This is a genomic window from Clostridioides sp. ES-S-0010-02, assembly GCA_020641055.1.
GTDB lineage: Bacteria > Bacillota > Clostridia > Peptostreptococcales > Peptostreptococcaceae > Clostridioides.
This window is the reverse complement of record CP067345.1, coordinates 974,562-990,846: the sequence shown is the minus strand read 5'-3', so window position 1 is coordinate 990,846 and position 16,285 is coordinate 974,562. Positions and strand designations below refer to the sequence as shown.

The following is a 16,285-nucleotide window of genomic DNA, read 5'->3' as shown; positions in this document are numbered from 1 at the left end:
AGTTATAGATATTAATATCTATAATTAAAATTTTAGTATCAATATTTATAGCTTGTTAAATCTACTTTATTTTTAATACCATAGCAAAGTTTCTGACGTGTAAAAATAAAATTATTTCTATGCATTCCTACTATCAATAGTTCCGAATGTGGATGTTCTAAATGGCTATAAGCTGTTGTACAGCCTGGAGTCATTTTTCCACCAACAAATACCATGGAATAATTCATAAAATATTCGTCTAATAATTCATTTTCAATTAGGTGAGTACAGTATGAAGGAGATTCGATACACATTTTTTCTATCCCTAGATTTTTAAGTACATAAAGTAATATCTTAGAGTCTGGAGTACTATCTTTACCAGTAACAATTACAGGACAAACATCAAAATCTTTGTATAATTCTTCAAATTTATAATCATCAACATCCTTAATTGAATTAAAACTCCCTATACATATGTGTTTTAAAGGAGAATTTTCTTTTATATAATCCCAACCATTTGGAGATGTGGCTATAACCATTTTATATTCCTGACTCTTATCAACTCTAAATGTATAATGGTCAAATGGAATATCTCTAGCATCAAAAGAAACTACTACTCCACATGGCTGATATTTTTTATTTAAATAGTCTTTTCTTTGCTGTGTCAAACTTTCATCAAATACATGGCATGTTATCCCAGGTTCATTTTGCAACGTTCTAGCCCCTATAATTACAGCATCTGAATATGCTCTTAGAACATTTAAAACCCAAAAATCTGCCAAGGCTCCATCTGGATCAACAAAATTATTTTTTCCAATTAAAGGGCCTGCTTTATTGTCTTCATATGCCATTTTTCCATCAGATGAAAGCACCATAGATGAAAATATATATGGTCTTTTATCTTTTGATTTTGGAAAAAACAACTCTGTATAATACTCTAAAGCATCTGGTATACAGATATTTTCATTAGATTCTTCTTTTATATTGTCTAATATCTTTTCATTTCTATTTAATAAATTTATTTTTAAGTTATGTTTTGGTATATTGAAAAACTCAAGCTTATTCATACTTTGACCACCTTCTCTCAATTATTTTTTATAATCCATAAATTCTTTTTCCCCATTGCATATTTCCTAGACCAACATCCTCTATTAACTTACTTGATATTTTTTGAGTTTTATAGATTACTTTTTCTTCATCTATATTAACTATTTGATTCTTATCCATAACTACTTTTCCATCTATAATAGAAGTTTCTATATTATTTGGAGTAGATGAATATATTAATGAACTAATTGGGTCGTGAACTGGTATAGAAATTGCACTTTTATATGGATTATAAATTATAATATCAGCATTTTTTCCTATCTCTATTGACCCTAAGCAGTCTAATTTATTTATGGATTTTGCTCCTCCAAGTGTTGCCATTTCCAGTACACTTGACGAAGGTAAAAGCTTTGCATCTCTATGAGTAACTTTTTGTAATAATGTAGTCATTTTCATTACTTCTAACATATTTTGAGTATCATTACTCGCTGAGCCATCACAAGCTAAACTTATAGTCAATCCATTTTCAATAAGCTTTGGAATTGGTGCTACTCCTGCTGCTAGAACCATATTAGATACTGGATTATGAGATATTTTAACATCATATTTTTTAAATAACTCTATATCTTCATCTGACATTTGTATGCAGTGGACTGCAATAAAGTCAGGCCCTAAAATTCCTACTTTTTCAAGATATGGCACAGTCTTCATACCTCTATCTTCTAAACAGTATTTATCATCGTCCTTAGTCTCAAGTAAATGCATAGTTATTGGAATATGAAGCTCATTGGCTATATTTCTCATTTCTTTGTATCCTTCTTCTGTGTTATCCCATATAATACCAGGAGCTAATGCTAAACTTATTCTCGAGTGGTCTCTATATTTTTTCTCTAATCTTCTGACATCATCAAAAAACTTTTGTTCTGTATCATGATAGGTACAACCAAATTCTTTTGGGAATTTGCTTGTATCTGTAAATCCTCTACCAAGTATTCCTCTTATTCCTAAGTCTTCAAATGCTTGAATTATACTATCATCAAGACCTTCTTTTCCATGACAGTACATATAGTCAAGTATAGTAGTTGTACCTGTTCTAATTGCTTCTATACATCCTGTTAAAGCTGCATAATAGCAACATTCTTCATCTATTTTATGTATAGCTCTTCTAACAGAGCTATCAAGCCAGTCTAACAATAATTTATCTCTTCCTAATCCCTTTAGCAAAGTCTGAAATAGATGAGAATGAGTACTTATAAATCCAGGTAAAACAAATTTACCTCTAGCATCTATAATTTTTTCAGAGATGTATTTTTCTAGTAAATTCTTCTTTCCTATATCAATTATCTTGTTCTTTTCAATTATTATACAAGCATCATTTAGTATTTCCCTCTCATTATTCATTGAAATTAGATAAGCGTTTTTAATTATCAAATCTACTTTTCTCATGTAGTAACCTCCATATAATTTTTTGCTATATCTTAATTTTGACAGATAGTTTGGAGAGAAAAAATCTTTCGAGAAACGCATAACAAACTATCTGTCAGATTACTGGTATACTATAAAATCACTTTAAATCTGGCTGAATTACATCCATCTAAAATCTAAAAGATTTTGTGTTACTTCTTGAAGAAAACGTGCTCCAGGAGCTCCGTCTACTACTCTATGGTCATGAGTTAAACTCATATTCATTGTTGAACCAGCGTAAAATGCACCATCTTTTACAAGAACTTTTTCTATTATACTTCCAATACCTAAAATTGCACTTTCTGGTGTATTTAATACTGGGGTAAAGTATGTTATTCCAAACATCCCTAAGTTAGTTATAGTAATAGTTCCATTACTCATTTCATCAGAATTTAACTTGTTATTTTTAGCTCTATCACTTAAATCACTTAGTTCAATACATATTGTTTTTAAGTCTTTTAAATTTGCATTTTTTATTATAGGTACCACCAAGCCATTTGGAATATCTACAGCTACACCTATATTAATTTCGCTACTTACTTTAAAATGATTTTCATCAACTATTTGTGTTCTAAGTTTAGGATGATTTTCAAGTGCTTCAGCTACAGCCTTTATTATAAGAGCTGTATAACTTAATTTAACTCCTACTTTTTTATACTTTTCTTTCAATCCTTTATATACTTTTGATAAGTTAGTAATTTCTAATTCAGTGGCAATTGTAGTTTGAGCTGTTGTCAATAAACTCTCATGCATTTTTTTTGCTATTACATTTTGAATTGGTGTCATCTTAGTTACCAAATCATTTTCTCCTATATTTACCTTAATGTTATTAACTTGAGAAATATTGGTAACTTCTTGCCGTACTTCTTTTTCTACTACTTTATTTTGATTGACTTCCATAACTTCTTCTACTGGATTATTGTTCATGAAATTTTTCAAATCATCAATTGTTATTGAACCATGTATTCCTGTACCCTCTATATTTGAATAGTTAATTCCTTTTTCCTCAGCTATTTTTTTAGCTCTCGGAGTTATTTTTTTGTCTATATTTAAATCTTTTTTCTTAGTTGCATTTTCTAAACTTAAAATATCTACCTCTTTTTCATTATCAGTTTTATCTATCAAATTAAATCCACTAATATCTTCATTGGCTTCTGCAATTATACAAATTAGTTCTCCACAATTAGCAATATCGCCCTCTTCAAAAAATTTTTTTCTCAATACCCCACTTTCTGGTGCTTCAACAGTATTAGTAATCTTGTCAGTTTCAACTTCTAAAATTTCATCACCCTTATTTACTACACTTCCTTCTTCAATCAACCATGTGCCAATTGTTCCTTCCTCCATAGAAAGACCAAACTTCGGCATCTTAACCTCTGTAATCATTGTTTATCCTCCCCTGACTAATATTGCATAACTTCCTTACAAGCCTTAATTAGATTTTCTAATTTTGGTAAAACAAAATCCTCTAAAACTGGTGCATATGCTACTGGAGCATCAATTGATGTAACTCTTTTTATTGGTGCACTTAGATACTCAAATACATCTTCATTTATCATTGCAGATATTTCAGCTGCCCATCCTCCAACTCTTGGACCTTCTTGAGCAATAACCAATCGACTAGTTTTCGCAACTGACTCTACTATAGTTTTTTTATCATAAGGAAATACAGTTCTAAGGTCGATTATCTCTACACTAATCCCTTCTTTTTCAAGTTGACTTGCTGCTTTATGTGCTAACCCTAACATCATTTGAGTAGCTACTATAGTAATATCACTTCCAGTTTTTTCAATCTCAGCTTCATATAGAGGAATTTCATATGGCTCAACTGGCACTTCTCCTTTGACATTGTATAGCATTTTATGTTCTAAAAATAATACAGGATTATCGTTTTTTATAGCTGAAAGCAACATCCCTTTAGCTTCATAAGGTGTTGTTGGTGAAACTACTACAAGCCCAGGTGTATTCATAAACCATGACTCTGCACAAACTGAATGATGATATGCACAGCGTATACCACCTCCCTGTACAGCACGAACAGTAATTGGGCAATGTGCTTTTCCTTGGAACATAAAATTTAATTTTGCTGCATTATTTACAAGTTGGTCAAAACAAACTCCCAAAAAATCTGCAAACATTATCTCTGGAACTGGTCTTAGTCCACAAAGTGCTGCACCATTTGATAATCCCAATATAGCTGATTCTGATAAAGCTGTATCTTTTATTCTATTTGGCCACTTAGCCATTATTCCTTTAGTAATCCCAAAATCTCCACCCATTTTAGCTACATCTTCACCTAGTATAAAAACTCTATCATCATTTTCCATAGCTTGATGAAGTGCTTCATTTATTGCCATTCCATATGAAAGTTTTCTTCCCATTATCTTATCTCCACCTCTCTATCAACATATGTGTGTGTAACTGCATCTTTAATATCTGGTGATGGACTCTCCAATGAGAATCTCAGCATTTCTTGAACATCAGCCTCTATTTCTTCTTCTATTTGCTTAAGTGATTCATCTGACATACCTTCTCTTTCAATAAGTATCTTTCTAGTTAACTTGATTGGGTCTCTATCTTTCCAATACTTAACTTCTTCTTCAGGTCTATATGCTGCTGGGTCTCCTGCAAAATGACCTTGCCAGCGATAAGTGAGAAATTCTATTAAAGTTGGTCCTTCACCTTTTCTTGCCCTATCTGCTGCTATTTCCACTATCTCAATTACTGCTTCTACATCATTTCCATCTACCCTATAACTTGGAATCTCATACCCCTCGCCCCAAGTTTTTAATTCTTTTTGAGGATGTGAATCTGTATAGTGTGTAGATATAGCATATTGATTATTAAGTAGGCAATATATTATAGGAAGTTTCCATGTTGCTGCCATATTAAGACTTTCGTGGCAAGTTCCTTCTCCTAAAGTTCCATCTCCTAGAAATACTGCTGTAACATCATCTGTTTCTTTATACACAGATGCAAAAGCTGTACCAAGACAAGTTACCATAGTTGAACCCTGTATTCCATTAAACCCCATATTTCTACATTCAATATCATTTATATGCATTGAACCGCCTCTACCACCATTTATTCCTGTAGCCTTAGCAAAAATTTCTGCCATTACAAGTTTTGGGTCAGTACCACAAAGTGCTATAGTTCCATGACCTCTATGGTCTGGAAATTTATAATCTGTTTTTCTAAGTGCATCAACTATGCCTGCTTGACAAGCTTCTTGCCCTATACTTAAATGAACAAATCCTGGTATTGTTCCATTGGCAGCATATACTTCTATTACTTCTTCAAATCTGCGAATCATAACCATGTCATGGTATAATTTTTCTAATCTTAACTTACCTAATGCCATCTTATCTCCCCCTGAATCAATAAATTTTTAAGTTGTTTATTTTAAGAAACTTTTTTCAAGTACTGAGTAATTTATTTCTCCTGCCGAAAATGATTTCCCAGTATTTATATTATGTATCTGTATTTTGCCTATTGAGTGTACATCATGGTCTACATAGAAAAAGTCTCTTCCTGCCTTCTCAAATACATCTTCAAACAACTCTCCATAATTTGGAGACGAAGTTTTCCCTGCCAACTGGTGTATAGTTTTTGCAATAGCAGTATCAGTCGAATCCACCCAAAACTCAGTTTCACTACCATAAATCAATGCATCATTTATTCTTCCCATAGTCTTAAGTTCATCTTTTAATACAGGTGCGATTGGTGCTTTTCCTCTAGCAAGTACAATTTGACCTGCATCAAAGTTTTTTTCAAACATCTTATGGCATACTTGCTCAATAATTCTTGCTGACACTTGCATTGATGCTACAATACATGTACTTGGTGAAATTAATATATATGTGTCTTCTGGTTTTACTTTACAAGCATTTGCAACCTCTAAGACCGTTTCATCATTAGGATATTTTATATCTTGGATACATAGGACTGCCTCATGATAAGTGTCTTTATATGGAGTCATTTCAAAATACCAGTCTGATTTAACTCTTGCTAAAGCTCTTGCTGGTCCTGACCCAATAGTTGCAAATTCACCTTCTCCAAGTTTCCATCCAGCAATCTGTGAACCCATACATGCAATCAATGGTTTATCTATAAATACTTCAACTGCTGAGAAAGAATATTCATCATTTAATTTAAAATCTCCTAATGATACTGTTCCTAGGTCGCCTATAGAAGCCCTAGTAAATAAAACACCTGCTTTCCAGCTTCCACTACAATTTAATCCCATATCAATTATAGTTGCTCCACAATCCATCTTAACAACTTCACACCCTAATGCTTCTGCATCTTCCAGTATCTCTCTTACTACCACCATAGCTTTCTTGTTTAAACTTATCATCTTTATACCTCTCAATATATATTTTATTTATGCCTTCTTCCCACATACATCAATTGCAGCTCCCATTATTGGACTTGCTTCATCAGATGCTAAGAAAGTTACAACTTTTGATACTTCTTCCACTTGCAACATTTCTTCAAGTGGTATCGTAACTGCATCATCATAGTCAAATCTTTTTCTTGTATATTCAGTATTAGTCATACCTAAATATATTGCATTTACATTGATTCCATACTCTTTTACTTCTTCTGATAAAGTTTGAGTAAAACTTACCATCCCACCTTTAGAAGCAGCATATGCCCCAAAACCCGGAAAAAAATGTTTTGCTGCTGTAGAACTAATATTTATTATTTTTCCATACTTTTTATCAATCATTGTTCTAAGAACAGCCTTAGTACAATAAAAAGTTCCACTTAAATTAGTCTTTATCTGAGCATCCCAATCTTCAATTGTAGTATCAACTACTGGAGCTGATTTATGGAGAGCTACATTATTAATCAATACATCTACACACTCAAATTTATCTATTACTTCACTAAAACAAACTTCTACTTCTTCTGGTTTGCTTACATCACAAACTGAAACAAAGGCTTTACCACCAGATTTAATGATTCTTTCTGCAACATTATCCAATTTACTTTTAGTTCTACCAATTAAGACTACTGTTGCTCCTTCAATAGCAAAATCTAAAGCAAATCCTGCCCCTAATCCTTGCCCTCCTCCTGTTATCACAACAACCTTATCTTTAAATCTTAAATTCACAATCCATCACATCCTCTACATTCTTATAATTCAAACTTATATTTAGAAAAATGTCTTACATTTCAATATCTAAAGTATTTTAAATAAATATCTTTTTACTTTGTATAACTAATTTCTTTTGTATAAAACAACATTAAATATTTATATTATCCATTAAAATATTTTTCTTTAATGGCAAACTATAAAAATCACAGTTTAACGCATTTGCTACTGCATTTGCTACTGCTGGTGCTGATGGTACAACAGAACATTCACCTATACTCTTAGCTCCAAATGGACCTCCAGGTTCTCCACATTCTATCATTCCAACTTTTATTTGTGGCATTTCACTAGCCTTTATCATATGATACGAGCGAAATGAATTAGCTTTTATTTTTCCTCTATTATCAAACTCAAGCGCTTCAGTTAACGCATATCCTATTCCCATTTGAATTGCTCCTTCAATCTGACCTTCTACAGACATTGGGTTCAAAGCTTTACCCACATCATGTACTGCAACATATTCTAAAACTCTTACACTTGCCAGTTTAGTATCAACCTCAACTTTAGCAAAATGTACACCATATGAACTTGCTCCAGTTTGAGATGCAAAAGTTTCAGCTCCTATAATCTCTCTTAAACTTACCCTTTGAGCATGTATCATGACATCGCATAAAGTGGCTTGTTTGTTGTTATTTTTGATAGAATAAACTCTATCGTCCTTAAATTCTATATATTCTTCATCCTCTTTTAAGAGTTGGGATGCTTCTTTTAAAAGCTCTTTTTTTACTGAGTTTGCTACTTTTAAAGCTGCATTTCCGGATACAAAAACTCCTCTACTTGCGTAATCTCCTAAATTCCATGGTGATGCTTCTGTATCTGCCTGTATACATTCTATTTTTTCCTGGCTTATTCCAAGTACTTCAGATATAATTTGCACCTGGACACTTACAGATGCATTTCCCATATCATGAGTACCTGTATATAATACAGCTGAACCATCTTCATTCATTTTCAACATTAAGGCTGTTATATCTCTATGTGCCCCAAAGCATCCATTTCCATGTGAACCAACTGCCATACCTACACCAATTAAAAACCTACCATTTGATTCATTTTGCTGTCTTATTTGTTTTTTCCAGTCAAATATTTCAGCACCTTTTTTTATACAGTCTATTGGTCTTGGATTACCATGAGGACTTTTAAATCGTTGGTCTATTCCATCTGGTTCAACTAAGTTCTTAAGCTGTAAATTTAAAATATCCATATTTAGTTTTTTTGCAATTTTATTTAGTTGGGATTGTTGTGCAAAAAAAGCTTGTGGAGAACCATATCCTCTCATTGCTCCTGCAATTGGTGTGTTTGTATACACTGGTATTCCTGTATATCTCATATTTTCAATCTTATATGCTTTAAATACTTTATGACTCATTGCTCCAATTACATTTAAAGCACTTGATGCATATGCTCCTGTATTTGTTAGAACTTTCATATCTTGTGCTACAATTCGACCATCTTTCATAACACCTGTTTTTAGATATACAACTGCACCATGTCTAGTTCTTGTTGAAGCAATAGTTTCTCTCCTGTTAAGTTCTAGTTTAACTGGCCTACCTGATAGTTTTGCTAATAATGCTACAATTGGCTCAATTGTAATCTCTAATTTACCTCCAAAAGCTCCTCCAATAGCTGGACTTACTAGTCTAACTTTATTCATTGGTACTTCAAATAACTTAGATAAGATTATCCTAAAGCCAAAAGTATTTTGATTAGGACTATAAACAGTAAGTTTTCCACTGTAATCATAATCTGCAATAGCCACATGAGTTTCTATTGCACCATGATGTATAGCTGGAAGTGTATACTTATCTTCAAAAATATAATCAGCTTTTTTCATAGCTTCTTCAATATTTCCACACTGTTGTACACTTACTGCAAGCTTGTTTCCACCTTTATGGATTGGATATGCACCCTCTTGTATTGCTTCTTCTGGATTAAATACTGATGGTAATTCTTCGTATTCAACCTCAATAAGCTTCAATGCTTTTTCAGCAGTTTGTAAATCTTCAGCTGCAACAGCTGCAACTTTATCACCAACAAAACGAACAGTATCATCAAAGATATGTTCAACCTCTGGCAACTCATGTTCATAAAATCTCATGGCACTATTAAAGACTTTTTGAGGTGAGTTTTTATAAGTGGCTATGGCTTTTACACCTTCTAATTTTTCAGCTTTTGATGTGTCTATTTTTTTAATTTTTGCATGCGCTATAGGGCTGAATAAAACCTTAGCATAAAGCATATTTGGAATTTTCATATCCGCAGTATATTTAAGTTGGCCAGTAGCTTTAAGTACAGCATCTCTTATTGGGACTCTCTCACCAATAATTTTAAATTTATTACTCACAGGTTATACCCCCCATCCTTTTTGCTGATAAAAGTATAGCCTCAACAATTTTTACATATCCTGTACATCTGCAAATATTGTTATCTATAGACTTTCTAACATCTTCCTCAGAAGGATTTGGATTTTTGTCTAGTAAGGCTTTTGCCGACATTATCATCCCTGGAGTGCAATATCCACATTGAACAGCTCCACAATCAATAAATGCTTGTTGAATTGGATGTATATTGATTCCATCTGACAACCCTTCAATTGTCAATATCTTTTTCCCAACTGCGTTTCTTGCTAGAATCAGACATGAATTAACTGCTTCTCCATCTAAAATTATTTTACAAGCTCCACAATCACCAGTACTACATCCACACTTACTTCCAGTTAAATTAAACACTTCTCTTAAAACATAAAGTAAAGTCCAGCTTTTTTTTATACTCACCTTTCTCAATCTGCCATTTATATCAAGTTCAATAACATCTATAATCTCCACCTTCTCCCCACATAATTTAAATTTTAATATTTTCTATGAAATTTAATCTTTGATTAATTTATCCAAGTTATTTACTCTCCTTTGACAAGTAAAATCCATAATTACTGTTAAAAAAGGAGGGGCAAGGCGCTCCTCCTGGATATCCTTTCAGATTATACTTTTATTAAAATGAGTATCATATCTTTTGATTATTTAGTTTTTTAAGGTTTTTGGGTAAAAAAAATAGAAGCAAGGCGCTCCTTCTTGGATATCCTTTCAGATTATATTCTGCTCAAATGCAAGCTATTAGGTTTCCTTCAAAGTTCAATTCTATTTTTGGTAAAAAAAATAGAAGCAAGGCGCTCCTTCTTGGATATCCTTTAGAATTACATTCTCTAAGCTTTACAACTTACTTTACTTTCCACTACATCTTCTTTTTCCTTAGGCAATACAATATTTAGTATTAAAGATAATAAAGCTGTTCCAGATATACCAGTCATTAAAGTGACTACAATGCTTGGTAAAAATGCTAATGCAGCTTGATTAAAATAACCACCCATACCAATGCCCAATGAGACTGCTAAAATTGTTATATTACGATTTGTCATCTTTCCCATTCCAATAACCTTAATACCTGATGATGCAATTGTTCCAAACATCATAACTAATGTTCCTCCAATAACTGGGTCTGGTGTTAAAGCTAATATCTGGGCAAACTTTGGGAAAAATGCTAATACGCCTAACATTACTCCTCCAAGTGCTACTATGTACCTACTTGCAACTCCTGTCATACAAATTATTCCTATGTTTGGACTACCTGATATAACTGGAAGCCCATTAAACAAGGCTGCAAAACAACTTCCAACTCCATCTGCTCTCACAGCTCTCATCAATTCTTTTTGTGTAGGTAGACGGTTTTCAACAGAACTGACAACACCTGTCGTATCTCCTATTATTTCCATAACTGTAACAATATGAATTGTACATATGGTTATAATAGCGCCCAAGTTGAACTCCAATCCCCAGTATATAGGTTTTGGCATTGCAAACCAATTTGCTTGTGCCATACTAGAAAAGTCAACCATACCAAATATTATTGCTACTACATACCCTATTACTATTGAAATTATTATGGATGCTACTTTTAGAAAACCTTTTCCAAATTGATTTAAAATAAGTGTTAATAATAATGTGAATATAGCTAAAGAAAAATTAGCAACTACATTAGGTCCATGAGCATCAAAAGATACTGCGTAGTCAAATGAAGAACTCATAAGTGATAACCCTACTGCCAAAACAACACTTCCTGTAACAGTAGGTGTAAAATATTTATGTAAATATTTTACTGCAAGAGGTCCTACTAAAGTTAAAACTAGACTTCCTACAAGTACTGCTCCAAAAGCTCCAGCAATACCAACATCATTATTTGTACTTAAGGCAATTAATGGTGCTACAAAGGTGAAACTTCCACCAGTAACAATTGGCAACCGTGACCCTATTGGTCCAATTCCCATAGATTGCAGTATGGTGCTCACTCCTGCAATCAACATCGAACATTGAATCAAAAATGCAGTCTCACTTAGTGAGAGACCCATGCCCACAGCTACTAAAATAGCACCTGACATAGTACCTGCAAAAGCAGAAAAAACATGTTGCATACTAAGCGGTATTGCTGTTAGAAGCTTTGGCTTGTCATTAAATCCATACTTGTAATTTTCCATATCTTACCCCTTATCGCTCCCGCCATTGCCGCCAAATGTATGGAGCTATGTAATAAATTATTAGTAACCTTAAAAGTTAGAGCCTAATAAATATTGCACAGTTACATTATGAAGTTTTAGTAATACATTTTGAAATTAGAAAAGCTCTAATTTAAGGAGTGGCGGAGGATTAGTTACTAAAAAAATAAAACGTTTGCTTTTAGCATCATTTTTATTTTTTGTAAGCTAGGTAATTAATCCGATTTTTAATTGTATTATACAGTCACGATTTTATACTGTCAAGATTATTCTGACAATTTAATTTTAGTTTTATTTAGAATTATTAAAGTAAAAATAATAATCAATTTGTAGAATAAAATCAGTATTAAAATACTTTAATTTTCAAATTTTTGTTATTTTATTATCGAAGTTCAGTTTAATATTTATTTCTATAAAATATATACAACTTCTTATTTTAGCCATATAACACTATTTCAGTAAATATAATAAATAAAGATATATATAATAATCATAAAAATTTTAATTATTGGATAAATATAAATATTTTATTGTTTATTTAATTAAATCAGACATAGTATATATATTTTATAATACAATATTATTTTAATATATATAAAAAAAATAATTATTTTTTATTATTTTCTCATTCTCTGATATTTAAATTCTCTTCTATTAGATATTTTTTTAACATTTTTTTATAAAAAGTTTATCTTTACATACTTACAAAAAATTTATTTTTCAAAATTATAACCATTTATTTTCCCAATTTTTCTACATATTTCAATAAATAAAAATCTTAATTTTTTATTATAAAAGTAAATTATTTTTTGTATATTTATTATTACTCATGCTTTTTATTATTGCTATAAATTAATATCTATTACTATTACGAGAAAAAACGAAGAGTGATTTTTATTTAAATAATATTCAAACTTCGTTTTTTCTTACTAGCTATTTATTTAATTTCTAAATTTCTATTATTTTTTAATACTTTATCTTTTTAATAATCTATCTTTTTAATACTTCACCACATGGATTTTTAGTAACTTTACCTTCTTCTAATGCAATTTTTCCATTTACAATTACATATTCAACACCTTTGGCTAATAACTGTGGATTTGAGAAGTCAATCTCTTCAGACCTAGGATAGCCGTAGTTTTCCATATCAATAACCGCTATATCAGCTATTTTACCCTCTTTAAGTATACCTCTATCCTTTATTTTAAACTGGTTAGCTGGTAATGAAGTTACCCTTCTTACTACTTCTTCCAATCTTACACCTGATTTTTTATACATATCAAAGAAAATTGGAAATGCCCCTCTTCTTTGAAGCTCAAACCATGACATATCTCCACCTACACTAAACAAACAATCTGAACCAACCATAACAAATGGATTATTTATTATCTTTTTATCATGTAATTTATCAGGGAAATCTCCCCTGTACATTCCTCCTAGGCAAAATATAAGTTCTTCATCTCCATATAAAAGTAAATCTAGTAATAGCTTATTTTCATCTATACCTTTTTGCATAGCTATTTCACGTATTGATTTCTTTTCCATATCAATATCATTGGTATTTAGAAGTATTATACTTCCTCTATCTCCAAGTATAAATGCCTCTTTTAATATCAAAGCTCTTCCTTCTTCATTACTAAGAGCATCCATAACTCCATCCATACCTAATTCAAACAAACTAGATGATATTGCCATAATAAATTGAAGTACTCTTTTTTTCTTCATACAATGTCCAGAACTTCTTGGTACTGTATCAACCATTATATCAACACCATTGTATCTAGCTTTTAATATCTCATCAAAGGCTTCTATTTCAACTGGACTTAAATGTGATACTTGGACTCTAGCACCACTTTTTTGACCTACCTCTATAGTTTCTTTTACTGCATTATATCTTCCTATGTAATCTCTAATATGGGATGTATATATACCATCATGTTCCTTAATTAACTTTGCAATATCAACAAGTTCATCAATATCAGCATACTTACTTGGTATATATGCCAATCCAGTAGATATTCCAAAAGCACCACTTTTCATGCCATCATTTATTATATCTGTAATTTCATTTTTTTCTTTTTTTGTAGGAGGTCTATCTTTAGACCCTCCCATAACACTCCATCTTATAGTCCCATGACCCAATAAAAATCCCATATTAATAGCTATTCCACTCTTAGATATAAGGTCACAATATTCTATAAAACTATCCCAATGCTTATTTTTATCTATAAGATACTTTTTTTCTTCTTCAAGTAATAGACCATTTTTATACATATATTCATATATATTTTCAGAAGAATATGGTGTTATAGAGTGACCACAATTACCATTTATAGTTGTTGTAACACCTTGTTTTAGGAATTTTTCAAATTTACCATCTAGTATTGCTACTATTTCTTCATGAACATGAGGGTCAATAAATCCAGGTGTTACAACTTTTTTATGACAATCTATCATTTTATTTGTATCATCATTTATCTCAGAATCTATTCTTACTATTAAATTATTTTTTATAGCTATATCTCCATAAAAACCATTTTCTCCAGTACCATCTACTATAAATCCATTTTTTAAAACTAAATCATATGCCACATTATTCACCTCTTAAAATATAATTTTATTGCAGTAGCCTTTACTATAATTCTTTATATTTTAAACTTTTTACTTCTTTAATTTTACTAGCCTCTAAGTTTATCCTTTTTTACTAGTCTCTAAGTTTATCTTTATGCATAACTCTTGCAATCAATATAGTACCAAATACACATATAAGAACTACTAAAGATTGTGGTATTATACCTTGCTTTGATAATATAATAGTCAATACAGCTATTACAATTGCTACTAATCCTAGTTTTTTATCTTGTAAAAAAACTTGTCCAAACACTGACCCAAATAGAGCTGGTAAGATTAAATTCAATTTTTCTACTACTTCAGGTGGTATTTTAGACAACACACTTCCTCCTAAAATTACTCCAAAAGTCAAAATACTTATATTTACTAGAATAGATACAGCTATTCCTATAGTAGATATTATTGAACCTTCTTCTGTTCCAGATTCAACTTCTGCTGCTTTTTGAGCTGCTATTGAACATGGCAGTCTCATATTAGATATATTTCCAGAAAGAAAACTCATATAAGTTCCTGGTATCCCTAAAATTGGTGAATAAGAAACTGGCTCTATTATGTAGTTTGGTGCGCTCATACTAACTATTGCCATTGTACTTGCTAATAATGCTGATATTGGAGGCATAAGACCAAATCCAAAACTTAAAATTATTCCAGGAACTAATGCTGCTATAATACCTAAAGATAATGTCAATCTACCATACCTTATCATAAAAGGTAAGTACTCTTCATTGTATATAGATTTTACTTTACTCATAAAACTCCCCCCTTATATTATTGAACCTATTATCATCCCACTAAACATTGATATTGTAAGACCCCACTCTCTCAGCCATTTTATATTTTTCTTTTTTTCAATCATACAAAGTATTACCATTATTATCATTCCACTTATACATGCAATTGTTCCATTGTCAAAACGCAACACTCTATCAGCATTTAGGTATGCAAATGAACCTAACATTGCTCCTACAGATATTATTGGTATAAATGATTTCTTACCACTAGAAATAACATTCGTTATTTTATCTAACTTATGCCCAAACAATAATGTAAATATTATCCACCCTAAAGAACCTAATATCATAGTCCAAACTGCATTTGTAAATGCTACTTTTGTCATCTCAGGAGAACCTAAAGTTATCCCTAAAGCATCTGTTCCAAACCCAGCTGACATAGATTCAAAAATTACAGAACCTATAAATGATAATCTCATCCATGCTATAGGTCCACCCATAGTTACTATAAGTGAAACCATCCCAGCAAATATAGTCATTGATGGGCCTATAGCTGAAATAGCACTACTCTTAATAGCTGATTTTATTTGCTTATCAGTTATTCCCATCGTCTTCCCAACTTTACAAGATTTTATAGCAAATACAAGAGATTGTACTACTACTATTGATACAGCTACTGTACTTGCTATCCACAAAAGTGGATGATTGGCTAATTTTAAATAATCCATT

Annotated in this window: 13 protein-coding genes; all 13 read right to left on the bottom strand. The window is 31.5% G+C overall.

Annotated features, from left to right (window positions below; genetic code table 11):
• Nucleotides 1-38: 38 nt before the first annotated feature.
• Nucleotides 39-1,046: a dihydrofolate reductase family protein gene (locus tag JJC01_04860; GenBank protein ID UDN59193.1), complete on the bottom strand. Its 1,008-nt coding sequence runs from the start codon at nucleotides 1,044-1,046 to the stop codon at nucleotides 39-41.
• A 28-nt stretch (nucleotides 1,047-1,074) separates the two neighbouring features.
• A complete protein-coding gene (locus JJC01_04855; protein ID UDN59192.1) occupies nucleotides 1,075-2,472 on the bottom strand; it encodes an amidohydrolase in 1,398 nt (465 codons plus the stop codon).
• A gap of 138 nt (nucleotides 2,473-2,610) precedes the next feature.
• Complete coding sequence (locus JJC01_04850; protein UDN59191.1) at nucleotides 2,611-3,876, bottom strand: 2-oxo acid dehydrogenase subunit E2; 1,266 nt, start codon at nucleotides 3,874-3,876, stop codon at nucleotides 2,611-2,613.
• 17 nt (nucleotides 3,877-3,893) lie between these two features.
• Nucleotides 3,894-4,871 carry an alpha-ketoacid dehydrogenase subunit beta gene (locus JJC01_04845; protein UDN59190.1) on the bottom strand — a complete coding sequence of 326 codons (978 nt, stop codon included), beginning with the start codon at nucleotides 4,869-4,871 and terminating at the stop codon, nucleotides 3,894-3,896.
• A complete protein-coding gene (locus JJC01_04840; GenBank protein UDN59189.1) occupies nucleotides 4,871-5,851 on the bottom strand; it encodes a thiamine pyrophosphate-dependent dehydrogenase E1 component subunit alpha in 981 nt (326 codons plus the stop codon). The genes JJC01_04845 and JJC01_04840 overlap by 1 nt, the downstream gene beginning before the upstream one ends.
• A 36-nt stretch (nucleotides 5,852-5,887) precedes the next feature.
• Entirely contained in the window at nucleotides 5,888-6,847 is a 960-nt protein-coding gene (locus tag JJC01_04835) for a methenyltetrahydromethanopterin cyclohydrolase (protein UDN59188.1), read from the bottom strand.
• A 27-nt stretch (nucleotides 6,848-6,874) separates the two neighbouring features.
• The gene (locus JJC01_04830; GenBank protein UDN59187.1) at nucleotides 6,875-7,609 is read right to left on the bottom strand and encodes an SDR family oxidoreductase; all 735 of its coding nucleotides are present in this window, start codon (nucleotides 7,607-7,609) and stop codon (nucleotides 6,875-6,877) included.
• 133 nt (nucleotides 7,610-7,742) lie between these two features.
• On the bottom strand, nucleotides 7,743-9,905 hold the full coding sequence (locus JJC01_04825; protein UDN60127.1) for a molybdopterin-dependent oxidoreductase: 2,163 nt from the start codon (nucleotides 9,903-9,905) through the stop codon (nucleotides 7,743-7,745).
• An 82-nt stretch (nucleotides 9,906-9,987) separates the two neighbouring features.
• On the bottom strand, nucleotides 9,988-10,467 hold the full coding sequence (locus tag JJC01_04820; protein UDN60126.1) for a (2Fe-2S)-binding protein: 480 nt from the start codon (nucleotides 10,465-10,467) through the stop codon (nucleotides 9,988-9,990).
• Between the two features lie 383 nt (nucleotides 10,468-10,850).
• Complete coding sequence (locus tag JJC01_04815) at nucleotides 10,851-12,176, bottom strand: purine/pyrimidine permease (GenBank protein UDN59186.1); 1,326 nt, start codon at nucleotides 12,174-12,176, stop codon at nucleotides 10,851-10,853.
• Nucleotides 12,177-13,184: 1,008 nt separating this feature from the next.
• Nucleotides 13,185-14,786 carry an amidohydrolase family protein gene (locus JJC01_04810; GenBank protein ID UDN59185.1) on the bottom strand — a complete coding sequence of 534 codons (1,602 nt, stop codon included), beginning with the start codon at nucleotides 14,784-14,786 and terminating at the stop codon, nucleotides 13,185-13,187.
• A 112-nt stretch (nucleotides 14,787-14,898) separates the two neighbouring features.
• A complete protein-coding gene (locus JJC01_04805; GenBank protein UDN59184.1) occupies nucleotides 14,899-15,576 on the bottom strand; it encodes a hypothetical protein in 678 nt (225 codons plus the stop codon).
• 12 nt (nucleotides 15,577-15,588) lie between these two features.
• Nucleotides 15,589-16,284, bottom strand: a complete 696-nt coding sequence (locus tag JJC01_04800) for a DUF5058 family protein (protein ID UDN59183.1) — start codon at nucleotides 16,282-16,284, stop codon at nucleotides 15,589-15,591.
• Nucleotide 16,285 lies beyond the last annotated feature (1 nt).

Bases quoted from the DNA above. Each gene is read 5' to 3' on its own strand.
- JJC01_04850 (UDN59191.1), bottom strand. From the start codon at position 3,876: ATGATTACAGAGGTTAAGATGCCGAAGTTTGGTCTTTCTATGGAGGAA.
- JJC01_04840 (UDN59189.1), bottom strand. From the start codon at position 5,851: ATGGCATTAGGTAAGTTAAGATTAGAAAAATTATACCATGACATGGTT.
- JJC01_04835 (UDN59188.1), bottom strand. From the start codon at position 6,847: ATGATAAGTTTAAACAAGAAAGCTATGGTGGTAGTAAGAGAGATACTG.
- JJC01_04805 (UDN59184.1), bottom strand. From the start codon at position 15,576: ATGAGTAAAGTAAAATCTATATACAATGAAGAGTACTTACCTTTTATG.
- JJC01_04825 (UDN60127.1), bottom strand. From the start codon at position 9,905: ATGAAAATTCCAAATATGCTTTATGCTAAGGTTTTATTCAGCCCTATA.
- JJC01_04845 (UDN59190.1), bottom strand. From the start codon at position 4,871: ATGGGAAGAAAACTTTCATATGGAATGGCAATAAATGAAGCACTTCAT.
- JJC01_04815 (UDN59186.1), bottom strand. From the start codon at position 12,176: ATGGAAAATTACAAGTATGGATTTAATGACAAGCCAAAGCTTCTAACA.
- JJC01_04800 (UDN59183.1), bottom strand. From the start codon at position 16,284: ATGGATTATTTAAAATTAGCCAATCATCCACTTTTGTGGATAGCAAGT.
- JJC01_04855 (UDN59192.1), bottom strand. From the start codon at position 2,472: ATGAGAAAAGTAGATTTGATAATTAAAAACGCTTATCTAATTTCAATG.
- JJC01_04860 (UDN59193.1), bottom strand. From the start codon at position 1,046: ATGAATAAGCTTGAGTTTTTCAATATACCAAAACATAACTTAAAAATA.